Source organism: Vibrio sp. B1-2 (assembly GCF_963888445.1).
In the GTDB taxonomy this organism is placed as follows: domain Bacteria; phylum Pseudomonadota; class Gammaproteobacteria; order Enterobacterales; family Vibrionaceae; genus Vibrio; species Vibrio anguillarum.
Window position 1 is genome coordinate 163077 of record NZ_CAWPJH010000043.1, and the last position, 23538, is coordinate 186614.

Here is a 23538-nt window from a genome sequence, read left to right on the forward strand (position 1 = left end):
GCTGTTATGAGAAAAATTTGGCTAGGTGCCCTTTCTCTTATTGCCATTTACGGCTGTTCATCAACGGTCGCACCTATCGCTTTTTTTTCATCATTACCGAAAGGGGTTACGCTGATTGAGCAAGTGGATGCTCAACCGGGAAAAGTGATGATCTCTTATGCAAAATATCAGCTCGATAATGGCCTTACTGTCGTGCTCTCACCGGATCACTCAGATCCTTTAGTGCATGTCGATGTCACTTATCATGTGGGTTCGGCACGTGAAGAGGTTGGAAAATCAGGGTTTGCTCATTTCTTTGAACACATGATGTTTCAAGGAACGGAGCACGTTGGCGATCAAGAACATTTTCGTTTGATCACCGAAGCGGGAGGAACCATGAATGGGAGTACCAACCGTGACCGTACTAATTATTACCAAACCGTGCCTTCAAATCAGCTAGAAAAAGTGTTGTGGCTCGAATCTGATCGGATGGGATTTTTGCTCAACGCGGTTTCTCAACGTAAATTTGAGATCCAACGTGACACAGTAAAAAACGAACGCGCACAAAACTACGACAACCGCCCCTATGGCTTGATGTGGGAAAAAATGGCGGAGGCGATGTATGCCGAAGGACACCCTTATTCATGGCAAACCATTGGTTATGTCGAAGATCTTGACCGAGTGGACGTCAACGATCTTAAAGCGTTTTTCTTACGTTGGTATGGGCCGAATAATGCAGTGCTGACCATTGGTGGTGATATTGATGTTCAGCAAACACTTGAATGGGTTAATCAATATTTTGGCACCATACCGGCAGGCCCAGCCGTTGATAACGCACCTAAACAGCCGGCCCAGTTGGCGCAAGATCGTTTCATTACCTTGGAAGATCGCATTCAGCAACCCATGGTTGTGGTGGGCTGGCCGACAGAATATCGCGGTGCTCAAAGTCAAGCATCGCTAGATGCGCTTGCCAAAGTGCTAGGCAGCGGTACCAATAGTTATCTCTACCAAGCGTTGGTCAAAACTCAAAAAGCCGTCAATGCGGGTGCATTCCAAGATTGCGCCGAATTGGCTTGTACCTTCTATGTTTATGCCATGGCCCCTTCGGGTGAAAAAGCTCAGCTTGCTCCCTTGTATCGAGAGTTAATGCAAACACTCAGTCAGTTTGAACAGCAAGGGGTAGATCAGAGTCGACTTGATCAAATTACCGGTATGGCGGAAGCGAATGCGGTCTTTGCGCTGCAAAGCGTATCTGGAAAAGTGACGCAGCTTGCGTCCAACGAAACGTTTTATGGGCAGCCTGATCGCCTAGAGCAGCAATTAGCTCAGATTCATGCGGTCACCCCAGAGTCAATTCAACAGGCTTATCATCGCTTCATTGCTCATCAACATAAGGTTACCTTAAGTGTTGTGCCTAAACATAAAGCCGATCTTGCCGTTCAAAAAGCTAATTTCGTACCACCTAAAAGAGTGCTACCTGAGCATCAAACGATAACCGAAGATCAATTGGCTTATCGCCAGGTTGAAGATCAATTTGATCGCTCAATCATGCCTTCTGTGGCAAAAGGTGTGAAAGCACAAATGCCGACACTGTATGAACTCTATTTTGATAACGGTATTGAGTTATTAGCCACACAAACCAGCGAAACGCCGACCGTGCTAATTAATATCAATTTACCAGCAGGAGAGCGACATGCCGCGCGTGGCAAAGAAGGGTTAGCTAATTTAACTGCGGCGCTACTTGAAGAAGGTTCAACTCGACGCTCAGTGGAAGCCATTCAAGCTCAACTTGACACGTTAGGTTCGACTATCAGTGTTACTGCCAATGAGTATTCGACCAGTATTATGGTCTCTAGTTTGAAGAAGAATGTTGCAGCAACATTGGATGTGGTTGAAGAAGTTTTATTTCATCCTGCTTTCAAAGAGAGTGATTTTACACGGCTGAAGCAGCAGATGCTGGAAGGGTTGGTTTATCAGCATCAAACACCGGGATGGCTTGCTTCACAAGCTACTCGTCAAGTACTGTTTGGCAACTCTATTTTTGCGCGTTCAAGTGAAGGCACTGAGCAATCACTAAACGATTTAACATTAGAAGATGTAAAACGCTTTTATGCGAAACATTACACGCCACATGGTACGCAAATCGTTGTCGTTGGCGACATTTCCAAAAAAGAGGTCGCTAAACAGTTAACCTTTTTAGGGCAGTGGCGCGGTGAAGCTTCTCCTTTGTTACGTCCCCAAGTGGTGAACCCACTGACAGAGCGGAAGATATATCTGGTTGATAAGCCTGATGCGCCGCAGAGCATCGTCCGTTTTGTGCGAAAAGGGTTGCCTTTCGATGCCACTGGCGAGCTTTTTCTCAGCCAACTGGCTAACTTTAATTTAGCGGGCAACTTTAACAGCCGCATTAATCAGAATTTGCGTGAAGATAAAGGCTACACCTATGGCGCAGGGAGTTATTTCGCGAGCAATCGAGAAGTGGGCGCTATCGTTTTCAATGCTCAAGTGCGTGCTGATGCCACTGTAGCTTCAATCGTTGAAATAGAAAAAGAGATGGCAACATTCAGTCAAAGTGGCTTAACCGACCAAGAGCTAAAATTTATGCGCCTTGCTGTCGGCCAACAAGATGCACTGACGTATGAAACACCATCACAAAAAGCGCAGTTGCTTAGTAATATTTTGACCTATAGTTTGGATGAAGATTACCTACAGCAACGAAATGAACTGGTAGAAAACGTAAAAAAATCAACGCTCAATAAACTCGCCGCTAAATGGTTTGCACCACAAGAGTATCAAATTATCGTGGTGGGTGATGCGAAAACGTTGAAGCCACAACTTGAAAAATTAGATATTCCCGTAGAAGAGCTTGAAATCATCCGCTAGAGTACACATTTATAGGGGGCAGATTGTTTGCCTCCATTCTACTCTCTTGCTGAGTTAGAGCCGCTTTCATTCGGATCATTCACCTATAAGCGAATCATTATTTTGACTAATTTTGCCGCACGACTTGAACAAGTCACTAAAAAATCAGAAGTGTTTAAGCAGTTTGGCCGAGGCGTTGAGCGTGAAACGTTACGCTATACCCCAGAAGGCTCGTTAGCTCTGACTCCTCATCCAGAAGCACTCGGCAGCGCATTAACCAACCGTTGGATCACCACTGATTTTGCGGAGTCATTGCTTGAATTTATTACACCAGTCTCTCATGACGTGCCGACTTTACTCTCACAACTGGCGGATATTCACCATTTTGCTCAAACCAAATTGGGTGACGAAAAGATGTGGCCGCTTTCTATGCCTTGTTATGTTGGCAGCGAAGATGATATCGAACTGGCGCAATATGGTTCATCGAATACGGGTAAAATGAAAACCCTTTATCGAGAAGGCTTAAAGCGTCGTTACGGCAGCTTAATGCAGATCATTTCTGGCGTACATTTCAATTTTTCATTTCCAGAATCATTTTGGGATGCCTTGCATGGCGAGCAAACTGAATCCCAGCGTACTGAGACAAAATCGGAAGCCTATTTTGGTGTGATTCGTAATTACTACCGTTTTGGCTGGCTTATTCCCTATTTCTTTGGCGCATCACCTGCGTTATGTTCATCGTTTGTGCGCGGACGTGAAAGCCATCTGCCATTTGAAAATATTGGTAAAACGCTTTATTTGCCTCATGCTACCTCGTTGCGTCTCAGTGATTTAGGTTATACCAATAGCGCGCAAAGTGGCTTGCAAATTGGTTTTAATAGCTTGGATCAATATCTAGAAGGGTTGAATCAGGCGATCCGCACTCCATCAAAAGAGTTTGCAGAACTAGGCGTATATGTCGATGGTGAACATCGTCAGCTCAACAGCAATGTTTTGCAGATAGAAAACGAACTCTATGCACCGATCCGTCCTAAGCGTGTGGCCAAAAATGATGAAAAACCGTCACAAGCGTTAGAGAGAGGCGGAGTCGAATACATCGAAGTGCGTTCGTTAGACGTAAACCCGTTTAGCCCGATTGGTATTACTGAAGATCAAGTGCGTTTTCTCGATCTGTTCCTCACTTGGACAGCTCTTTCAGATTCAGATCCGATGGACAATTGTGAGCTGGCATGTTGGCGAGATAACTGGAACAAAGTGATTTTAGAAGGTCGTAAACCGGGTTTAGAGTTACAAATTGGCTGTCGCGGTGAGAAACTGACGCTGCAAGCGTGGGCGCATAATGTATTCGATGACTTACGCAAAATAGCGCAAGTAATGGATAGCGCTTGTGGTGGCAACGCATACCAAGCCGTATGCGAGAAACTAAGCTCGTGGATTGATAATCCAGAATTAACCTTTTCCGCTCAACTACTTGAACAGACTAAACAGTTTGGCGGGCTCGGTAAGGTAGGTTGTGCATTAGGAGCCGAATACCGACAAGCCAACCTGGCACATCACTATCAAACTTATTCTGAGTCTGTGATGGAAGAGGAAGTGCTGCGTTCTCGAGCCGCTCAGCAACAGATAGAACAACACGATACTCAAAGTTTTGAAGAATTTCTTGAAAGCTATTTTTCGTACCTAAAATGATCTCTCGATCATAATCTAACATTGATAGGCAGAGCATCGCTCTTTGCCAAATAAGGAGAAAGCAATGCCATTACTCGACAGTTTTACTGTAGATCACACTCGTATGCATGCGCCTGCGGTACGTGTGGCAAAAAATATGCAGACGCCTAAAGGGGATACAATCACCGTATTTGATCTCCGTTTTACTGCTCCAAACAAAGATATTCTTTCAGAAAAAGGGATCCACACTTTAGAACATTTATATGCTGGCTTTATGCGCGCGCACTTAAATGGTCATGATGTAGAAATCATCGACATCTCACCTATGGGCTGCCGCACAGGTTTTTACATGAGTTTGATTGGCGCGCCAACAGAAGCGCAAGTGGCGCAAGCGTGGTTAGCGGCGATGCATGATGTGCTAAAAGTAGAGAGCCAAGATCAGATCCCTGAACTAAACGAATACCAATGTGGTACAGCCTCAATGCACTCGTTAACAGAAGCTAAAGAGATTGCTCAAGCGATTATCACAGCAGGTATTGCGGTGAATAAAAATGATGAGCTTGCTTTACCTGAGTCGATGCTCAAAGAGCTGAAAGTGGATTAAAGGTCGCCAGATCTGGCCCTTTAAAAACAAAAAGCTTGGCAGTGACCAAGCTTTTTTTCTTTCTTTTATGCAGTGACTGGCGATTAATGCTTTTTGGCTTTGCGTGGAAAGACTTTAACCTGCTTAATGCGGTTTTCTTCTACATCCACAATCTCCATCGCATGGCCAGAAACTTTGACACTTAAATGGCTACTTGGAATATCTTCAAGGTGCTCCAAAAGTAAACCGTTTAAGGTTCTTGGGCCCGTTGTTGGCAGTTTCCACTTCAGCCCTTTGTTAATGTCACGGATATTTGCGCTGCCATCAATCAAGAAGCTGCCATCACTTTGTGGTGTAATTTCATCGGCTAAGCTTGGTGCCATCGAGGTTGTGAATTCCCCCACAATCTCTTCGAGAATATCTTCAACAGTGATCAAGCCATTGATATCACCGTATTCATCAACGATCAGGCCAATCCGCTCTTTGTTGCGTTGGAATTTAAGTAATTGTACGTTGAGCGGTGTGCCTTCCGGGATGAAGTAGACTTCATCAGCGGCACGTAAAATCATCTCTTTATTGAACTCTTTTTTTTCCAACATCAAACGAGAAGCATCACGAAGGCGTAATATGCCAACCGCTTCATCAATTTTGTCTCGGTAAAGCACCACGCGTCCGTGTGGCGAGTGAGTTAACTGACGCACGATAGATTTCCAATCATCGTTAATATTGATACCAGTAATTTCGTTACGTGGGATCATGATGTCGTTCACCGTAACATGTTCGAGATCGAGAATGGAAAGCAGCATATCTTGGTGGCGACGAGGAATAAGGCCACCCGCTTCGTTGACGACGGTTCTCAACTCTTCAGAGCTTAGATGATCCTCCGCTCCATGCTTGGCCTTAAGGCCTAGTAAGCGGATAAAACCATTGGTGATGAAGTTAATGAACATCACCAATGGTGACAATATCTTCATTAAGAAGGTCAGTAAGATGCTGCTGGCGTAAGAGACGCGTTCAGGGTAAAGCGCTGCTAATGTTTTTGGCGTCACTTCAGCAAAAACCAGAACGACCAACGTCAGCGCACCAGTGGCAATGGCCACTCCTAGATCCCCATAAAGGCGCATACCAATAATAGTGGCAATTGCAGAAGCTAAAATATTGACTAGGTTGTTGCCAATGAGTATCAAACCAATGAGGCGATCTGGACGATCAAGCAGTTTTTCGACACGCTTTGCACCTTTGTGGCCGGTATTGGCCAAGTGCTTTAAGCGGTAGCGGTTCAAAGACATCATGCCGGTTTCTGAACCTGAAAAATAAGCCGAAATTACGATGAGACCCGCGAGTAGTGCAAACAATATACCCGTTGAAATGTCGTCCAAAACGTGGTGTTTCCTTATAAATAGTGTGATTAAGTAATGATCTAATTAAATGAATGTGTCAATACGCTATCAAACGTGTTGAGTTAGCCCAAAATGATTTCTTTTACAAAACGGCTACCAAAGTAGGCCAGTGTGAGTAATGTTGCACCAGCGACAGCAAACCAAGTCACTTTTCTACCGCGCCAACCTTTTCGGTAATGTCCCCACAACAATACAGAATAGACAACCCAAGCAATGAAAGACAAAATGCCTTTATGCGCTTTGCCTTGAGCAAACATATCACCGACAAAATCAAAACCAGTAATCAAGGTACCAGTAAGTAATACGTTACCTATCAAGATGATTTTAAACAGTTGTCTTTCTACCATCAGTAGTGGTGGCAAATTGGGGTTGATGGTTAGCATCTTCTTTTTCTTTAGCTTGTAGTCCAGCCAAGCCAATTGCAAAGCGTAGAGTGCTCCAATCGAAAGGGTTGAATACGAAAATAGTGCTAGAGAAATATGCAACAACAGTGGCGGATTGTTTTCTAAGTGAGTCATGAACATGCTGGGAAGAAATGAGGCGGCGCTGACGTTGATCGCGGCGAAGCTATACACCACCGGCAACAGAAACCACAATCGCGTTTTTAACATCGCAATGCTCATCACCAGTGAGATGATAAAGCTTATCAATGATGCCACATTGAGCATGCTGAGGTTTTGCCCATTAGCGTTGAAGATTAAATCACTCAGTAACCACGCATGAAAAGCCAGCGCCAGTGCTGAACTGAACAATACTGTCTGCGCACGAATCCCAGTTTGATTAACTAAGCCTGGAATAATGGTCGCTATGGATAAAAAATACAAAATAGTGGCGACTATTGCGATTAAGTTTTCCATACTTCTTACAAAATGGTGGCTGAATTGGCGAATTATACCTTGCATCACGATAATGAGCTACGTTGGATACCGATTGATTTGACATATACCCACCTTAGTTGAGGTCATGGTGCAAATAATTAACAGGGTGAAGGCTTTTATTCGATAAATCGCAGAGATAACTCTTTTTGACCCCCCTGTTTTGGGGACCCAATGTTACGTTTACGGGTTTAAGTCGCTTATCGCGAAGCGTCAATGGGTATGACTATTAGATTGGCTAAGGTATACTGACCCCAATTAATCGCCGAACTAGCGAAGAGACAACGATGTTTGAAAATTTAACGGATCGACTATCCAAGACGCTGAAAAATATCAGCGGCAAAGGCCGTCTCACCGAAGACAATATTAAAGAAACCCTACGCGAAGTGCGCATGGCGCTGCTTGAAGCGGACGTTGCACTGCCTGTAGTGCGTGATTTTGTCGCGCGTGTTAAAGAGGGCGCAGTGGGTGTTGAGGTGTCTAAATCGCTGACACCGGGACAAGAGTTCATCAAGATTGTTCAAGCGCAGCTTGAAGCGGTAATGGGCGAATCAAACGAAGCGCTTAACCTTGCAGCCCAGCCGCCAGCAGTGATTTTAATGGCGGGTTTACAAGGAGCGGGTAAAACGACCAGTGTTGGTAAGCTTGCTAAACTGCTTAAAGAACGCGATAAAAAGAAAGTACTGGTGGTTTCGGCTGACGTTTATCGCCCAGCGGCCATAAAACAGCTTGAAACGCTAGCTAACGATCTGGACGTTGAATTTTTTCCTTCTTCAGCCGACCAAAAACCGATTGATATCGCCAATGCGGCTATTGACCATGCGAAGAAGAAATTCTTCGATGTGCTGATTGTCGACACTGCAGGCCGTCTTGCTATTGATGAACTGATGATGGCAGAGATCCAAGATCTGCATGCGGCGATTAATCCGATTGAAACATTGTTCGTTGTGGATGCCATGACGGGGCAAGATGCCGCGAACACCGCAAAAGCCTTTGGTGATGCGCTGCCGTTAACGGGGGTTATCTTAACCAAAGTTGATGGTGATGCTCGAGGTGGTGCCGCACTTTCCGTTCGTCATATCACCGGTAAACCGATTAAATTCTTGGGGGTCGGTGAAAAAACTGACGCGCTCGAGCCTTTCCATCCTGATCGTATTGCATCACGCATATTGGGAATGGGCGATGTTCTCTCATTAATTGAAGATCTACAACGTAATGTTGATCACGAGCAAGCGGAACGCCTAGCTAAAAAATTCAAGGAAAAGAAAGGATTTGATTTAGAAGATTTCCGCGAACAGCTCGGGCAAATGCAGAATATGGGCGGCATGATGGGCATGCTCGATAAACTGCCCGGCATGGCAAACCTACCAGCCAACGTGAAAGACAAGGTCGATGATAAGATGTTCAAGCAGATGGAAGCGATCATCTGTTCGATGACCATGCACGAGCGCCAGCACCCAGACATGATAAAAGGTTCACGTAAAAAACGTATCGCGACGGGTTCTGGCACCCAAGTACAAGATGTTAACCGCTTACTGAAACAGTTCACCCAAATGCAGAAAATGATGAAAAAAATGCAGAAAGGTGGCATGAAAGGCATGATGCGTAATATGCAAGGCATGATGGGCGGAATGGGTGGTATGGGCGGCGGCGGTTTCTTTGGTCGTTAACCTAACTCATTGCGATGCTTAAAATTTACTAAAGCGTGATGCTCATCACTGCAAAAGCATAATGCTTCTGCTGGTGAAAAAATAGCTAAACCCCTTGCAAAGCCTCGGAATAAGAGTAAAATTCCGAGGCTTTATTTTGGCACGAGACCCCAGACTGTTTTTCGTAAATGGTTTTTGGGGTTAATTTTATTATTGAGAAAGCAAAGAGGACGACATGGTAACCATTCGTTTGGCACGTCACGGCGCTAAAAAGCGTCCATTTTATCAAATCGTAGTTGCGGATAGCCGTAACGCAGTCACTGGCCGTTTCATCGAGAAAGTAGGTTTCTTTAATCCTACGGCTACTGGCCAAGAAGAAGGCCTACGTGTTGATCTAGATCGCGTTAACCATTGGATTGGTCAAGGCGCATCTCTATCTGATCGCGTAGCTAAGCTAGTAAAAGACGCTCAAAAAGCGGCTTAATTCTTACTTTTATAGAAGAACATTAGCTTATGTCGATGAAAGGTAAAGAAACAATGAGCAAAGAAAACGAAAAGATTGTTATGGGCAAGTTTGGTGCTACCTATGGCATTCGTGGCTGGCTCAAAGTTTTTTCCTACACAGACGAAGCTGAAAGTATTTTTGATTACAGCCCTTGGTTTATTAACCAAAAAGGCCAGTGGATCGAGTACAAAGTAGAGAGTTGGAAGCGCCATGGCAAGAGTATGGTGGTAAAACTTGAAGGTTTAGATGTTCGAGAAGACGCACATCTACTCACCAACTTTGAAATTGCTATTGATCCCGCATCATTACCAGAATTGTCAGCAGATGAATTCTACTGGCGTGAATTGTTCGGTATGCAAGTTATTACCACTAAGGGGTATAACCTTGGTGAGGTCACTGACCTATTAGAAACTGGCTCCAACGATGTTCTGGTTGTGAAAGCGAATTTGAAAGATGCTTTTGGCCAAAAGGAACGGTTGGTACCGTACCTTGAAGAGCAAGTGATCAAGAATGTTGATCGCGAAGCTCGACGGATCGAAGTTGACTGGGATCCGGCATTCTAACTCTAAAATTTCAGAGCGAGAGAACACATGTGGGTTGGCGTTATAAGCCTATTTCCTGAAATGTTCCGTTCTGTTACTGATTTTGGAGTAACAGGTCAAGCGGTTAAAAAAGGTTTGCTGTCTATTGAAGCTTGGAATCCTCGAGATTTCACTCATGACAAACATCGCACCGTCGATGACAGACCTTACGGTGGTGGTCCTGGAATGCTCATGATGGTACAGCCTTTGCGCGATGCCATTCATGCAGCAAAACAAGCCGCACCGGGAAAGACGAAAGTCATTTACCTTTCTCCTCAAGGTCGAAAACTCGACCAAAAAGGAGTCGAAGAGCTGGCGACAAATGAGAACCTAGTTCTTATTTGCGGACGCTATGAAGGGGTAGATGAGCGTATCATCCAATCAGAAGTTGACGAAGAATGGTCGATTGGTGATTTTGTGATGACAGGCGGCGAACTGCCAGCCATGACGTTGATTGATTCTGTCTCTCGGTTTGTTCCGGGAGTATTAGGAGATTTCGCATCAGCAGAAGAGGATTCTTTTGCAAATGGCTTGCTAGATTGCCCGCACTATACGCGTCCTGAAGTGTTAGATGGAAAAGAAGTACCTGCGGTACTGAAATCCGGTAATCACGAGGATATTCGTCGCTGGCGGCTGAAACAGTCGTTGGGCCGAACTTGGCATAGAAGGCCAGAGCTCCTGGAAAACCTAGCTCTGACTGACGAACAGGAACTATTACTGGTTGAGTTCATTAAAGAAACTCAAATACATCAGTAACCTATTTAATTTAGTATCAGTTTATTCTAGGAATTTTTAAAATGAGTAACATCATCAAGGCTCTTGAAGAAGAGCAAATGAAACAAGGCCTACCTAAATTCGCACCAGGTGACACTGTTGTTGTTCAAGTTAAGGTAAAAGAAGGTGATCGTGAGCGTCTACAGGCTTTTGAAGGCGTTGTAATCGCAATCCGTAACCGTGGCCTACACTCTGCATTCACTGTTCGTAAGATCTCTAACGGTGAAGGTGTTGAGCGTACGTTCCAAACTCACTCTCCAGTGGTTGATAGCATTGAAGTTAAACGCCGCGGTGCAGTACGTCGTGCCAAACTGTACTACCTACGTGAGCGTTCTGGTAAGTCAGCTCGTATCAAAGAGAAACTTGCTAAGAAGTAATGCTATAAACTAGCGTTCTCATAGTAATAAACAGGGGTCGAGTAATCGACCCCTGTTTTTATATGTGTTTTATATGTGCGCTAATATTGATCTTCTGACCAACCATCACTGTCTGACATATCCGGTGCACCGGGAATACTTTTTTCCTCATCGGCCCACTCGCCAAAATCGATCATCTGACACTGTTTGGAACAAAAAGGACGATAAGGGCTCTGTTCTCCCCATTCGACATCGGCTTTGCACTGCGGGCATTTTACAATGGTAATTTTCTTTGACATAACGGACTTCAAGTAACGATGGATAGGCGTAAGTGTATTACCTAACGCAATGGAAAGTAAGAGTCAGTCGGGAATTGAAGCGGAATTGATTAACAGCAGACGGCGAGATCAAACTCGATATCGCGCCCTGTTGCTTGGCCTGATTGAAATTCGATAAACTTAATCGCGAAGCGATTTTTATGGCCTGAGATCATGGGGTATACCCCATACTCAAGTGGGATCGACAAGCGCAAGATATTGGCGTCTTCTGCATCGCTTTGATAAAAACCTAATCGTGCTAGGCGTGCTTTAAAATGGCCCGTTTCGCGGGTTAACTTCAGCCAAAGTTGCAACGCATCTGATAACGGTCGCAGCGTTTCCATCCATTGGTGCGCATCTTGGGTCTTCTTTTCTATCGGAATGTGTAGCCAGTAGTGCAGGGCTGGCAGGTCAAAACAGCACGACCCGCCCGGTAAATTAAAACGTTGGCGAATCGTGCTTAAGAAACGATCTTCTTTGAGTGATTGACCAAAGCGTTCAGCGCTCATTAAATTACGATGCACCTCGTCGATCTCTTCAAGGAGCGATAGCAACATTTCTTGATCAACACCATCCACATTGAGCCAGCTACGGTAGTTCAAACGCTGTTTTTCAATATCTTTAGCCAACTCGCTTTTGAGTTGGATCTGTTCGAAGATTTCGAGTAAATCAAACAATGAACGAAAGAAGAGTTGGTGTTGAATACCGTCACGAAACTGAGCGGAATGCATCAACTGGTTAAGCAGCGCTTCGACTCTTAAATAGATACGAGTTTTTTCGTTCAGTGGGTGTTCAAACTTATGCGTGGTCATCTAGCTAGCCTTAGGTCCGGTCTGGGTTATTCTTACAGACTTAGGCTGCATATGGCTAGATACTTTTTGTGTAATTCTGTGATTTGAGGCAAAAGTTTTTGGTTTTCTGCGCTATTTTTAATCACATCGTCAGCGTATTGCAATCTTTGCTCACGGCTCGCTTGAGCGGCTAAGATCGAACGGACTTGTTGCTCTGATACCTTGTCTCTTGCCATAGTGCGAGCGATTTGGGTTTTTAGATCAACATCAACCACTAAGATGCGATCGACTAAGGTTTGTAGGTTATTTTCTATCAATAATGGCACAACCAATAAAGCATAAGGTGAGGTGGTTTTTGCTAAATCAGCAATCATTTTTGCACGGATCATTGGGTGAAGAAGCTGATTAAGCCAAGCCTTTTCTTGCTCATCAGCAAAGATCTTTTCTCTTAACGCGGTGCGATCTAATTGTCCATCGGGCTTTAATATGGTGAGGCCAAAGTGCGCGCAAATCGCCGTTAATCCTTCACTACCGGGTTCGACGACTTCTCGAGCGATGATGTCAGCATCCACGACATCAATCGAGAAATGCTGCTGAAATAAATGAGCAACGGTGCTTTTTCCGCTGGCAATCCCGCCTGTTAAACCCACCACTAACCCCATGACGATAACCCCATAATTGAACCTAAATACCAACTCATAATATCGTTACCCCACAACAAGGTTAGCCAGCCAGCAATGGCGAGATAGGGGCCAAAAGGAAAGGCTTTGTCGATCCCTTTTTTTTGCAAGCGCAATTGAATTAGGCCAAAGACAATGCCAACCACAGATGACATGAGGATGATGATGGGCAGATATTGCCAGCCCAACCAAGCGCCGAGAGCAGCCAGAAGTTTGAAATCGCCATAACCCATTCCTTCTTTGCCTGTGACGAGTTTAAACAGCCAATAGACCGTCCATAAGCTCAGATAGCCAGCAATGGCGCCGATCACCGCATCTTGCAAACTGACTGGGCTAATGTGCATCAATGATAAGCTGAGGCCCGCCCACAGCAGTGGCAGTGTCAGCTTGTCGGGTAACAGCATGGTATCGAAATCGATAAACGTCGCCGCGATGAGCACAAAAGTGAAAAACAATAGCGCTAGTGAAAAATAACTAAAACCGAAGTGGCTAGCCACGACAAAGCTCATAGTGGCGGTGAGCAGTTCAATCAAAGGATAGCGTGCACTGATCGGGCCTTGGCAGCGGGAACATTTCCCTTTTAAAAAGAGCCAACTGAGTAGCGGAATATTGTCAATAATACGGATTGGCGTATCACAGTGTGGGCAGCTAGAACGGGGGACACTGAGCGTGAGTTGCCCTTCTGGCGGCGTAATATGATATTCGGGAAAGCAGTCAGCGCACTCTTGTCGCCATTCTCGCTCCATGATTTTGGGTAGACGATAAATGACCACATTGAGAAAACTCCCCACGATTAAGCCAAACAACGCTGCAAACAGTGGAAAGAGCCAAGGGTAATAAATAAAAACTTCCATGCACAGACTCGATAAGTAAAAGATTAGCAGTGCTAATACTATCCTAATACACTCATTAAGTTAAAGATGGGCAAGTACATCGCCACCACCAAACCACCGACCACCGTACCCAAAAAGACAATGATCAATGGTTCGAGAATTTTGCCTAAGTTATCGACGGTATTATCGACTTCAAATTCGTAAATGGTGGCGACTTTATTGAGCATGTCATCCAATCGGCCTGATTCTTCACCAATCATCACCATTTGCAGCACCATTTCAGGAAAGGCTTCGGTATTACGCATCGCAATATACATTGGCATACCGGCTGCCGTATCACGATAGACCTCATTAATCGCCGTCTCAAAATGGACATTGCCAGCGGTTTTAGCGGTGGTTTTTAAGCTGGCTAAAATCGGAATGCCTGCACTAAAACTGGTGGCGAGTGTGCGACTGAATTTAGCAATAGAGGCTTTGCCTATTACCCCGCCAAGAATGGGAAACTTTAATCCTAATCGGCTGGTTTTTAAGCGTATTAAAAAAGATTTTTGCCGTACTGCTTTCACGGCAATTGTGGTGAGGATTATGATGATGAGTACCCACAAACTGTAATTTTGCACCCAATGAGAGAGTTTCAATACTTGCTGTGTAAACCAAGGTAATTCGGCTCCGAATCCTTTGAACATGCTTTCAAACTCAGGGATCACCATAGTAAGCATTAAGTAAGAAACACCTAACGCGACCAACACCACCATGGTTGGGTAGATGAGCGCTTTAATGACTTTAGCGCGCAGTTGTTCACTTTTTTCTCGATAAGTCGCTAGCCGCTCAAACACTTCAGCTAAGTTACCTGACTGTTCGCCTGTGTGAATGAGATCAACATACAAGGTATCGAAATGAATGCTGGCGGTACGCATCGCTTTGGAAATTGGCGTTCCGGCTTCAACCCCTTTGGTGACTTGCGACAAAATGGATTTCATTTCGGCTTTGCGATGGTTATCTCCGACCAGTTTTAAGGCTTGCACGATGGGCACGCCCGTGGTCAGCATGGTCGCCAATTGGCGTGTCAGAATGGTGATGTCTCTGGCCTTCACGCGATGAGTCAAGCGGGTGATAAAAGAGACGCCCCCTTTTTTGATTTTTTTGATCTGAATGTGCTGTTCTTTAAGTTTGTCACGCACTTCCAGTTCGGTTAAAGCGAGAGTTTGGCCAGATACTTTTTTGCCCGAACTATTGATGCCTTTCCAACGATAATTTTTGAGTTCTGATTTGATTTTTGTGTTCATACAATAGAGTCACTCAATGGCTAGCTAAGAGGGATCAAAGCGTTAGAAATAGAGCACGCGTTGCAGCTCTTTGAAGCTGGTTACGCCGTTTTTGAGCTTTTCAATGCCAGATTCTTGTAGTGTCTGCATTCCGTTGGCTTTCGCGATCTGCTCTATTTGATGAATGCTTGCTTTTTGCATAATCGCTTCGGCCAGCTGTGGGTTAAACGCCATCACTTCATAAATGCCGACTCGACCTGAATAGCCCCCTGTGCATTCGTTGCAACCATGCGGGTTTGCTTCATAAATGGTTTCTGTCGCTAGCAGTTGAAAATGTTGCTGCAACTGCATTGAGGGCACGACGGCAATTTTGCAGTGCCGACAAAGGCGACGAGCTAAACGCTGGGCAATAATTAAACTGAGTGAAGAGGCTAAGTTAAACGCTTCAATTCCCATATTACTTAAGCGAATCACCGTTTCGGCGGCGGAGTTAGTATGCAAGGTAGAAAGGACTAAATGCCCGGTTTGTGCTGCTTTTACGGCAATTTCGGCAGTTTCTAAATCGCGGATTTCGCCAACCATCACAATGTCGGGATCTTGCCGTAAGAAGGAGCGTAATGCTTGCGCAAAGCCAAAGCCAATTTTTGGCTGCACTTGAACTTGGTTGATGCCGGATAAGTTAATTTCAACCGGATCTTCAGCGGTGGAAATGTTCACTTCAGCAGTATTTAAAATGCGTAGCCCCGTATAGAGCGAGACGGTTTTTCCGCTGCCCGTCGGGCCCGTCATTAAAATCATCCCTTGTGGTTTTTTCAGCGCAGCTAAGTAGAGCTGTTTTTGCTGGTCGTTATAACCCAATTTGTCGATATCTAAGTTAGCAGCGCTGCTATCGAGTAGACGTAGCACGATTTTTTCACCCCATAAAGTGGGGAGGCTGGAAACGCGCATATCGATGGCGGTGTCTTGATTCAACCGCAGTTTAATTCGTCCATCTTGTGGTAAGCGCCGCTCGGCAATATCGAGTTTGGATAAAATCTTGAGCCGCGCGGCAAGCCGGCGACTTAAGTTACTTGAGGGACGCTGCGTTTCCACCAAAATACCATCACAGCGCAATCGTACTCGGTAAAGCGCTTCGTACGGTTCTAAATGGATATCGGATGCGCCTTTACGCACCGCATCAAGCAGAATTTGGTTAATAAAGCGACTGACTGGGGCGTCATCTTGGCTGAGGTCTTCAATCGATTGAATCTCATCATCAGACAGCTTAACTAAGTTCGCCAGTTCATCTTGGCTGATCTCTTTCCCTGAAGGAGAGGATCCTTGAATTGTTCGGCCATACAAGCGCCGGATGGCTGCTTGCAGCGCTTTGTAGTCGGCTAAAACCAGTTCAACTTGTAAGCCTGTCGCGAAGCGAAAATCATCTTCCACTTGTAAATGGGTCGGGTCGGAAACCGCGATGGTCAGGGTTTGGCCATTATTGGCAATCGGCAGTGCTTGGTAACGGGTGATGAGATCACGCAAACCAAGCTGTTGGCAGAGCTGTGGGTAGTCGTAGCGGGTTAAGTCGGTGTCCGGTAGGCCGAAAAGGGTACTTAACTGCTCAGTCAGATCATGAGGATGGAAAAAACCCAAAGCGAGCAAAGCTTCTGGCACACTCGCACCAGACGCTTTGATATGTTCAATAACTGCGTGTTCTTGCGTCGGGCTCAATATCTGAGCCTGACGCAGAATCGCAGGTAGGTTGGTTAGCATTTGTATTTCTTAGCTACAACCTTTTGGTTTTAACTCTAATGCCACATCAGTACTGCAACTCCATGCACCACTAGCATTTCTTTTCACAGCAACTTTTTTACTTACCATGTCTGGGCTAACACCTGTGGCATTGAAGGTGAATAAAATGTCCCCTGCTGCCGATGAGGCATTATCATAAGTTATGATACCAAGAGGGGATGTTGGAATAGCAAGAGCTGCTGATGTGCTAGGGAAGCTACCTTGGGTTAGCACGTATGTTTCGACGTTTGTTCTGTGGCCCGTAATTGAAGCTAAAGCTGCTGCAGCCTCACTTTTTGCCACATATTTTTGATATTGCGGAACTGCAATTGCGGCTAGAACACCGACGATAGCTACTACAATCATCAATTCAATTAAGGTAAAACCACTTTGTTTCGTTTTCTTATTTGTGTTCATTATTTGATTTGCTCCGTTTGAACGCATAAGGATGGGCAGAGCATAAGAAGCTTGTGGGTTGGTGGAAATGAGATAAAGAGCAGTGCGCGAGCGATTTGGATTTTTTACCTGTTTAGTTGCATATATCAATCACTGAAATACGACTGACTTAAAAATGCCGTCTTGCTTTTGATACGCAAGCAATAAAAAAGGAAGCTCGTCCGGCTTCCTTAACTATTTGAAATTTTTGATCTTTATTCCATTAATTGATGTAATTAATTACTGAAAGCGCATTGAGAGATCGAGTGCTTTAATGTGCTTAGTCAGCGCGCCGACTGAGATGTAATCGACACCGGTTCGCGCGTAATCGCCAATGGTTTCTAATGTGACGTTACCAGAATTTTCTAGAGCCGCGCGGCCTGCGTTAATTGCTACCGCTTCGCGCATCATCTCAATGCTAAAATTATCCAGCATAATGATGTCAGCACCCGCTTGAATCGCCTCTTCTAACTCTTGCAAGCTTTCGGTTTCGACTTCGACAGGTTTATCGGGGTTGAGCTGTTTAGCGGTGCTGATGGCTTGGGTAATACCGCCACAAGCAATGATATGGTTTTCTTTAATTAAATAAGCATCAAACACGCCAATACGATGGTTAAAGCCGCCGCCACACGCGACAGCATATTTCAGTGCGCTGCGCAGGCCAGGGATAGTTTTGCGTGTATCAAGTAGTCGGCATTCGGTGCCTTCTAGCTGTTTGGCATACTGAGCAGTAATGCTGGCGCAACCTGACAAGGTTTGAATGAAGTTCATCGCATTGCGTTCACCAGTCAGCAGCGCGCGAGCAGGACCTTCGAGAGTGCACAAAATTTGGTTTGGCTTAACGTGATCACCATCTTGGACATGCCAGTCAATTTTCACTTCACCACCAAGTTGTTTGAAGACTTCCTCTGCCCATGCTTGGCCACAAAATACGCCATGTTCCCGGGTGATGAGAGTCGCGGTATTGCGCGCATCCGCTGGAATAAGGTTTGCGGTGATATCAGCAGTCGCATCCAAGCTGCCACCGAGATCTTCTCTGAGTGCATCGCTAACGGCACGAGTAATTTCCAATGGGAGTTGCTGTTTCAGATAATCAAGGCGTTGTTGGCTGTTGTGTGTATTTTTCATCGCAAATCTAATATGGTGTTGAACAGAGTGAGAATGATACGCTGAGTTTTACTCAAATTCAGCCACTAATCTCGCATTTCCTCTGGCTAAGGTTCATTTTTGTTTGAGTGTAAGGGGTCAACTGATGATCGATAAAAAGGGTTGGTATCAAAGCGCACGTCGAGTGCCATCGCCGTTTTATGATCAGCGAAGCGATGTGCAAGATATTTCATTGCTGGTGGTACATAATATCAGCTTGCCTCCGGGCCAGTTCGGCGGCTCATATATTGAGCAGTTTTTCACTGGCACGCTTGACCCGAATCAACACCCTTTTTTTCAAACCATCCACCAGATGCGCGTCTCGGCTCACTGCCTCATTCGGCGAGAGGGAGAAGTAGTGCAATTTGTGCCATTTAATGCCAGAGCTTGGCATGCGGGCCAGTCAAGCTTCGCTGGTCGTGCAAAATGCAATGATTATTCGATAGGGATTGAATTGGAAGGGAGCGATGAGACGGCTTATACGCCTACGCAATATCAAGCCTTAGCGACTTTGACGTGTGCATTGCAGCGGCGTTATCCGCTCATCACCAATCAACGCATTACCGGGCATCAATACATTGCACCACTACGCAAAACTGACCCCGGTTTGGTGTTTGATTGGCGTTGCTATCGAGCCTTGTTGGCAGCAAATGGCTAACAACAAATAGCGAACAACGAATTAAATCGAATCGTGATATTCCACTAAAATTTGCTCAACCCAGCATTGAATGCGTTCGTCGCTTTGCTCGTATTGCGAATCTTCATCGAGTGCGAGACCAACAAAGTGGCGGCCATCTTTCGTTAGGGCTTTTGACGCTTCAAAATGGTAGCCTTGGTTGGGCCAGTAGCCAATCAATTGAGCGCCAATTTGTTTTAGCTCATCATGCAGCATCCCCATCGCATCGAGGTACCATTCGCCATAACCTTCTTGATCGCCTAAGCCGAATAATGCGACGTACTTGCCTTTTAGCGACACGCCACCGATTTGATCCCATATTGCGCTCCAATCTTCTTGGATTTCGCCAAAGTCCCAAGTTGAGATACCCAGTATTAAAAGATCATAGTTGCTCATCAAAGAGAGTGGCGTTTCTTTCACATTGTGAATATCCACCAAATCCTCACCGATGAGCGCACGGATCTTCTCTGCTGCCATTTCGGTATAACAAGTTGTTGAGCCGTAAAAAAGACCGATCTTCATAATTTTGTGTTCGTTTTAAATCAAGAATAGTGAATTCTAACCATAAAATGACGCGCTTTGCAGCGATTATCCTGCCGATGATGTTTTTTTATGGTATTAAATCAGTGGCTCACATAACCTGAGCAACTCGATTTTCACCACAGAGGTTTGATGTGTCTGAATATATTTCTCCTGATCAAGGGGTTGTGGAACAGTTTTTAGATGCGATGTGGATGGAGCGTGGTTTAGCTGAAAACACGCTCTCATCGTATCGCAATGATCTGACGAAATTGTTGCAATGGATGCAGCACAATAATTATCGCCTCGATTTTATTAGTGTCACTGGTTTGCAGCAGTACCAAGCGTGGCTCGCTGATCAAGACTATAAGCAAACCTCGCGGGCACGTATGTTGTCGGCGATTCGTCGTTTATTTCAATATCTGCACCGTGAGAAACTCCGCGGCGATGATCCGAGCGCACTCTTAATTAGCCCTAAATTGCCACAGCGTCTGCCTAAAGATTTATCCGAGCAGCAAGTGGAAGATCTATTGAATGCTCCCGATACCAATAATCCTCTAGAATTACGCGACAGAGCGATGTTGGAACTCTTGTATGCAACAGGGCTACGGGTGACCGAATTGGTTTCACTGACCATGGAAAATATCAGTTTACGTCAAGGCGTAGTAAGAGTGATTGGTAAAGGTGGCAAAGAGCGTCTTGTACCGATGGGTGAAAATGCCGTTGATTGGATTGAAACTTTTCTTGAACAAGGGCGGTCTACTCTGCTGGGCGAACAAACGTCGGATGTGGTTTTCCCTAGCCGACGAGCAAGGCAGATGACTCGTCAAACCTTTTGGCACCGAATTAAACACTACGCAGTGATCGCACAAATCGATGTGGAAAAACTCTCTCCACACGTATTAAGGCATGCTTTTGCCACGCATCTACTCAATTACGGTGCCGATTTGCGTGTAGTGCAAATGCTGCTCGGTCATAGTGACTTATCGACCACGCAAATTTATACTCATGTTGCGACTGAGCGACTTAAACAATTACATAGCGAGCACCATCCAAGGGCTTGAAAAGGTGAATTTAATGAGCGTATTACGCCAACTGACTCTTCTTACATTGCCACTTTTTGCTGTGGCGTGTAACGCTGAAACCACAGAGCAAGTGACGTCAACGGCTGTGCAAGCAGCTGCGCTTGATAAAACGGTTTTTGAACAACGTTTTTCTAAACTCGGATTGGAAGTGCTGGGTGTTCAAGCCTCTGATATTCCGGGAGTGATTGAAGTGCAAACTTCCGGTGGCGTGCTGTTTTCTGCGCCTGACGCGAGCCATTTTATCGCCGGAACCTTGTATGAATTAGATAAGAATGGTGGTTATGTCGATGTGTTAGCCAAACGCCAAGCGCCCGTTAATGCGGCGAAGATCGCGCAGTTTGAATCGAGTATGATCGAATACAAAGCCGCCAATGAAAAATACGTGGTGACTGTTTTTACTGATATTACCTGTGGTTATTGCACTCGTTTGCATAGTCAAATGAAAGGGTATAACGACCTAGGGATCACCGTGCGCTACATGGCTTACCCGCGTCAAGGCGTTACGGGGCAGGTAGCTGATCAGATGGCCGCTATCTGGAATGCAGATGATAAAATGGCAGCGATGAATGAGGCCAAAACCAATCATAAGTTGCCAGAAGCAGGGCAGAACATCCAACAAGCTAAGCAGTTGATTACCAAGCACTATCAGCTCGGGCGTGAGTTAGGCATCAACGGCACGCCTGCGATTTTCCTACCGAATGGCGAAATGGTTGGCGGTTATTTACCACCAGAGCAATTGTTGCAACGCCTTCAGCAGATTCAATAACTTTAGGAGTCGGGCTTGAGTGTTCTTGAGCCCGCTGATTTATGATTGAGATAAAACAAAGACCAGCCCCCGATCTTTCGCAACTTCCTGACACGATTCCAACACTGCTTAAACGTATCTATATCAACCGTGGTATCACGAACCTTGAACAACTCGACAAGGCCGCTAAAGCACTGCATTCCTACCAACAATTAGGTGGTATAGAGCAAGCGGTACAGCTACTTTTTCACGCCATTGAGCAGCAGCAGCGCATCATAGTCGTCGGGGATTTTGATGCTGATGGTGCAACCAGTTGCGCCTTATCTGTTTTGGCGTTGCGAATGTTGGGATCGAACAATGTGGACTATCTCGTGCCTAACCGTTTTGAAGATGGTTATGGCTTAAGCCCTGAAGTGGTCGATCAAGCGATTGAGCTTGGCGCGCAGATGATCATGACGGTCGATAACGGCGTCTCCTCTATCGACGGGGTGCGTTATGCCAAGCAGCAAGGGCTGACCGTCTTGGTGACCGATCACCATTTACCGGGACACGAGTTGCCAGAGGTTGATGCGATGGTGAATCCCAATTTGGCTAACTGCCCGTTTCCCTCGAAGGCATTAGCTGGCGTAGGGGTGGCTTTCTATTTGATGATGGCGCTGTGCGTGCATATGCGAAAAAACGGCTGGTTTACTCGACAAGGCATGAGTGAACCCAAGTTGATGGAGCTAATTGACTTAGTCGCACTGGGTACTGTCGCTGATGTTGTGCCGCTCGATGAAAACAATCGCATTTTAGTGCATCAAGGTTTGCAACGCATTCGCGCCGGGCATGCAAGGCCCGGTATTCAAGCTTTGATTGAAGTGGCTAAACGTGACGCGAGGCGTTTAGTTGCCTCGGATTTTGGCTTTGCGTTAGGGCCACGCATCAATGCGGCAGGGCGCTTGGATGATATGTCATTTGGCGTTGAGCTGCTAATGTGCAATGACATTCACGCTGCGCGTCGAATGGCCAGTGAGCTGGATGGCCTTAATCAAACTCGTAAAGAGATTGAAGAGGGGATGAAGCAAGAGGCACTGGCTTTTTGTGAGCGCTTACAACTGAGTGAAAATAGCGAATTGCCGCACGGTTTAGTGCTGTTTCAACGCGATTGGCACCAAGGTGTGATTGGTATTTTGGCCTCACGTATTAAAGATAAATACCATCGCCCTGTGATTGCGTTTGCCGATGGTGGCGATGGCAGTATCAAAGGGTCATGCCGCTCTGTTGCTGGGTTACACATGCGCGATGTGCTGGATCGCATTGATACACAAAACCCCGGTTTAATCGCCAAATTTGGTGGTCACGCGATGGCGGCAGGTTTAACTATTGCCGAAAAAGAGTTTGAGCGTTTTGCTGAGCTGTTTGATCAAGCTGTACGTCGCGAGTTAGATGAAAGCGCGCTCAAGGGCGTGATTTTATCCGACGGGGAGTTAACACCTGAAGAGTTCTCGATGCACACCGCTGAAACCTTGCGTTCCGGTGGCCCGTGGGGGCAGGCGTTTCCTGAACCTCTTTTTGATGGTGAGTTTAAACTACTGCACCAAAAACTGGTGGGGGAAAAGCATTTGAAGCTGATGCTTGAACCGCTGTTCAAAGGCCACCCAACCAACATTATGATCGATGGTATTGCTTTTAATGTCGATTTAAGACGCTGGCCAGATGCGTCGGTGAAAACGGTGCGTCTTGCATATAAGCTTGATATTAATGAGTTTCGCGGCAATCAGTCACTGCAATTGATGATTGATCACCTCGAAGCGAAGTAACGGCTTGATATTTCTCTTCTTTCGATGCGTGATATAACCTTCCCTCCCTTAGAAAGGGGAGATCTCAACGAATGTTTGCTCTTACATTCCCTCCCCTTCAAGGGGAGGGCTAGGGTCTGTCTCTTATACACAAATCCCCAAGCCTCTGCTTGGGGATTTTTTTGAACTAATTTTATGTTTCATGATCTGATCATCTAAGCAATAACAAGGATGATTAGAATGACTTATATAGAACCAACCCT

The 23538-nt window shown here is 45.6% G+C and carries 23 protein-coding genes; 12 read left to right on the forward strand and 11 right to left on the reverse strand.

Going from position 1 to position 23538, the window contains the following annotated elements; genetic code table 11:
* Positions 1-6 precede the first annotated feature (6 nt).
* The 3 genes from AACQ75_RS16550 to luxS all read left to right on the forward strand — a co-directional run bounded on the left by AACQ75_RS16550 (position 7) and on the right by luxS (position 5113).
* Positions 7-2862, forward strand: a complete 2856-nt coding sequence (locus tag AACQ75_RS16550; protein ID WP_170889085.1) for a M16 family metallopeptidase — start codon at positions 7-9, stop codon at positions 2860-2862.
* A gap of 102 nt (positions 2863-2964) precedes the next feature.
* Positions 2965-4530, forward strand: coding sequence for a glutamate--cysteine ligase (gene gshA / locus AACQ75_RS16555; RefSeq protein ID WP_026027564.1), 1566 nt, complete (start codon positions 2965-2967; stop codon positions 4528-4530).
* A gap of 64 nt (positions 4531-4594) precedes the next feature.
* Entirely contained in the window at positions 4595-5113 is a 519-nt protein-coding gene (luxS, locus tag AACQ75_RS16560) for an S-ribosylhomocysteine lyase (protein ID WP_010319518.1), read from the forward strand.
* Between the two features lie 83 nt (positions 5114-5196).
* Here luxS and AACQ75_RS16565 read toward each other — a convergent pair whose 3' ends face one another.
* Both AACQ75_RS16565 and AACQ75_RS16570 read right to left on the reverse strand, forming a co-directional pair.
* Positions 5197-6471 (reverse strand): HlyC/CorC family transporter, encoded by a 1275-nt coding sequence (locus tag AACQ75_RS16565; RefSeq protein ID WP_017045776.1) that lies wholly within the window; start codon positions 6469-6471, stop codon positions 5197-5199.
* Between the two features lie 83 nt (positions 6472-6554).
* Complete coding sequence (locus AACQ75_RS16570) at positions 6555-7349, reverse strand: cytochrome C assembly family protein (protein WP_129532240.1); 795 nt, start codon at positions 7347-7349, stop codon at positions 6555-6557.
* 305 nt (positions 7350-7654) lie between these two features.
* On the opposite strand from AACQ75_RS16570, the gene ffh reads away from it, so the two are divergent.
* From ffh to rplS, 5 genes are all read left to right on the forward strand, one after another.
* A complete protein-coding gene (gene ffh / locus AACQ75_RS16575) occupies positions 7655-9037 on the forward strand; it encodes a signal recognition particle protein (RefSeq protein WP_019281904.1) in 1383 nt (460 codons plus the stop codon).
* Positions 9038-9251: 214 nt separating this feature from the next.
* Positions 9252-9500: a 30S ribosomal protein S16 gene (rpsP, locus tag AACQ75_RS16580; protein ID WP_129532241.1), complete on the forward strand. Its 249-nt coding sequence runs from the start codon at positions 9252-9254 to the stop codon at positions 9498-9500.
* A gap of 29 nt (positions 9501-9529) precedes the next feature.
* Entirely contained in the window at positions 9530-10084 is a 555-nt protein-coding gene (rimM, locus tag AACQ75_RS16585; protein WP_013857691.1) for a ribosome maturation factor RimM, read from the forward strand.
* A gap of 27 nt (positions 10085-10111) precedes the next feature.
* Complete coding sequence (gene trmD, locus AACQ75_RS16590; protein ID WP_010319524.1) at positions 10112-10858, forward strand: tRNA (guanosine(37)-N1)-methyltransferase TrmD; 747 nt, start codon at positions 10112-10114, stop codon at positions 10856-10858.
* A gap of 41 nt (positions 10859-10899) precedes the next feature.
* A complete protein-coding gene (gene rplS / locus AACQ75_RS16595) occupies positions 10900-11253 on the forward strand; it encodes a 50S ribosomal protein L19 (protein WP_010319525.1) in 354 nt (117 codons plus the stop codon).
* A gap of 80 nt (positions 11254-11333) precedes the next feature.
* Here rplS and yacG read toward each other — a convergent pair whose 3' ends face one another.
* The 8 genes from yacG to nadC form a co-directional block, all read right to left on the reverse strand.
* Complete coding sequence (yacG, locus tag AACQ75_RS16600) at positions 11334-11531, reverse strand: DNA gyrase inhibitor YacG (protein WP_010319526.1); 198 nt, start codon at positions 11529-11531, stop codon at positions 11334-11336.
* 89 nt (positions 11532-11620) lie between these two features.
* The gene (zapD, locus tag AACQ75_RS16605; protein ID WP_013857689.1) at positions 11621-12361 is read right to left on the reverse strand and encodes a cell division protein ZapD; all 741 of its coding nucleotides are present in this window, start codon (positions 12359-12361) and stop codon (positions 11621-11623) included.
* A gap of 32 nt (positions 12362-12393) precedes the next feature.
* Positions 12394-13002: a dephospho-CoA kinase gene (coaE, locus tag AACQ75_RS16610; protein WP_013857688.1), complete on the reverse strand. Its 609-nt coding sequence runs from the start codon at positions 13000-13002 to the stop codon at positions 12394-12396.
* The gene (locus AACQ75_RS16615) at positions 12993-13874 is read right to left on the reverse strand and encodes a prepilin peptidase (RefSeq protein ID WP_170889086.1); all 882 of its coding nucleotides are present in this window, start codon (positions 13872-13874) and stop codon (positions 12993-12995) included. The genes coaE and AACQ75_RS16615 overlap by 10 nt, the downstream gene beginning before the upstream one ends.
* A gap of 38 nt (positions 13875-13912) precedes the next feature.
* Entirely contained in the window at positions 13913-15139 is a 1227-nt protein-coding gene (locus tag AACQ75_RS16620; protein ID WP_170889087.1) for a type II secretion system F family protein, read from the reverse strand.
* A gap of 42 nt (positions 15140-15181) precedes the next feature.
* Positions 15182-16870 (reverse strand): type IV-A pilus assembly ATPase PilB, encoded by a 1689-nt coding sequence (gene pilB / locus AACQ75_RS16625; RefSeq protein ID WP_170889088.1) that lies wholly within the window; start codon positions 16868-16870, stop codon positions 15182-15184.
* Between the two features lie 9 nt (positions 16871-16879).
* A complete protein-coding gene (locus AACQ75_RS16630; protein ID WP_212755047.1) occupies positions 16880-17305 on the reverse strand; it encodes a pilin in 426 nt (141 codons plus the stop codon).
* Between the two features lie 258 nt (positions 17306-17563).
* Entirely contained in the window at positions 17564-18451 is an 888-nt protein-coding gene (gene nadC / locus AACQ75_RS16635) for a carboxylating nicotinate-nucleotide diphosphorylase (RefSeq protein ID WP_170889090.1), read from the reverse strand.
* 124 nt (positions 18452-18575) lie between these two features.
* Between nadC and ampD the strand changes: the two genes are divergently transcribed.
* The gene (gene ampD, locus AACQ75_RS16640) at positions 18576-19127 is read left to right on the forward strand and encodes a 1,6-anhydro-N-acetylmuramyl-L-alanine amidase AmpD (protein ID WP_249339371.1); all 552 of its coding nucleotides are present in this window, start codon (positions 18576-18578) and stop codon (positions 19125-19127) included.
* A 21-nt stretch (positions 19128-19148) separates the two neighbouring features.
* On the opposite strand, the gene fldB is transcribed toward ampD, so the two are convergent.
* On the reverse strand, positions 19149-19667 hold the full coding sequence (gene fldB / locus AACQ75_RS16645) for a flavodoxin FldB (protein ID WP_170889092.1): 519 nt from the start codon (positions 19665-19667) through the stop codon (positions 19149-19151).
* Between the two features lie 152 nt (positions 19668-19819).
* On the opposite strand from fldB, the gene xerD reads away from it, so the two are divergent.
* From xerD to recJ, 3 genes are read left to right on the forward strand one after another with little or no spacing between them, the layout of a single operon-like run.
* A complete protein-coding gene (gene xerD / locus AACQ75_RS16650; protein ID WP_013857679.1) occupies positions 19820-20728 on the forward strand; it encodes a site-specific tyrosine recombinase XerD in 909 nt (302 codons plus the stop codon).
* Positions 20729-20741: 13 nt separating this feature from the next.
* Complete coding sequence (locus AACQ75_RS16655; RefSeq protein ID WP_170889093.1) at positions 20742-21515, forward strand: thioredoxin fold domain-containing protein; 774 nt, start codon at positions 20742-20744, stop codon at positions 21513-21515.
* A 41-nt stretch (positions 21516-21556) separates the two neighbouring features.
* On the forward strand, positions 21557-23296 hold the full coding sequence (recJ, locus tag AACQ75_RS16660) for a single-stranded-DNA-specific exonuclease RecJ (protein WP_170889094.1): 1740 nt from the start codon (positions 21557-21559) through the stop codon (positions 23294-23296).
* The last annotated feature ends 242 nt before the right edge of the window (positions 23297-23538 follow it).

Bases quoted from the DNA above. Each gene is read 5' to 3' on its own strand.
- AACQ75_RS16655 (WP_170889093.1), top strand. From the start codon at position 20,742: ATGAGCGTATTACGCCAACTGACTCTTCTTACATTGCCACTTTTTGCT.
- rimM (WP_013857691.1), top strand. From the start codon at position 9,530: ATGTCGATGAAAGGTAAAGAAACAATGAGCAAAGAAAACGAAAAGATT.
- ampD (WP_249339371.1), top strand. From the start codon at position 18,576: ATGATCGATAAAAAGGGTTGGTATCAAAGCGCACGTCGAGTGCCATCG.
- coaE (WP_013857688.1), bottom strand. From the start codon at position 13,002: ATGGGGTTAGTGGTGGGTTTAACAGGCGGGATTGCCAGCGGAAAAAGC.
- ffh (WP_019281904.1), top strand. From the start codon at position 7,655: ATGTTTGAAAATTTAACGGATCGACTATCCAAGACGCTGAAAAATATC.
- AACQ75_RS16550 (WP_170889085.1), top strand. From the start codon at position 7: ATGAGAAAAATTTGGCTAGGTGCCCTTTCTCTTATTGCCATTTACGGC.
- trmD (WP_010319524.1), top strand. From the start codon at position 10,112: ATGTGGGTTGGCGTTATAAGCCTATTTCCTGAAATGTTCCGTTCTGTT.
- recJ (WP_170889094.1), top strand. From the start codon at position 21,557: ATGATTGAGATAAAACAAAGACCAGCCCCCGATCTTTCGCAACTTCCT.
- rplS (WP_010319525.1), top strand. From the start codon at position 10,900: ATGAGTAACATCATCAAGGCTCTTGAAGAAGAGCAAATGAAACAAGGC.
- yacG (WP_010319526.1), bottom strand. From the start codon at position 11,531: ATGTCAAAGAAAATTACCATTGTAAAATGCCCGCAGTGCAAAGCCGAT.
- zapD (WP_013857689.1), bottom strand. From the start codon at position 12,361: ATGACCACGCATAAGTTTGAACACCCACTGAACGAAAAAACTCGTATC.
- fldB (WP_170889092.1), bottom strand. From the start codon at position 19,667: ATGAAGATCGGTCTTTTTTACGGCTCAACAACTTGTTATACCGAAATG.
- nadC (WP_170889090.1), bottom strand. From the start codon at position 18,451: ATGAAAAATACACACAACAGCCAACAACGCCTTGATTATCTGAAACAG.
- pilB (WP_170889088.1), bottom strand. From the start codon at position 16,870: ATGCTAACCAACCTACCTGCGATTCTGCGTCAGGCTCAGATATTGAGC.
- AACQ75_RS16630 (WP_212755047.1), bottom strand. From the start codon at position 17,305: ATGAACACAAATAAGAAAACGAAACAAAGTGGTTTTACCTTAATTGAA.
- luxS (WP_010319518.1), top strand. From the start codon at position 4,595: ATGCCATTACTCGACAGTTTTACTGTAGATCACACTCGTATGCATGCG.
- rpsP (WP_129532241.1), top strand. From the start codon at position 9,252: ATGGTAACCATTCGTTTGGCACGTCACGGCGCTAAAAAGCGTCCATTT.
- AACQ75_RS16615 (WP_170889086.1), bottom strand. From the start codon at position 13,874: ATGGAAGTTTTTATTTATTACCCTTGGCTCTTTCCACTGTTTGCAGCG.
- AACQ75_RS16570 (WP_129532240.1), bottom strand. From the start codon at position 7,349: ATGGAAAACTTAATCGCAATAGTCGCCACTATTTTGTATTTTTTATCC.
- AACQ75_RS16620 (WP_170889087.1), bottom strand. From the start codon at position 15,139: ATGAACACAAAAATCAAATCAGAACTCAAAAATTATCGTTGGAAAGGC.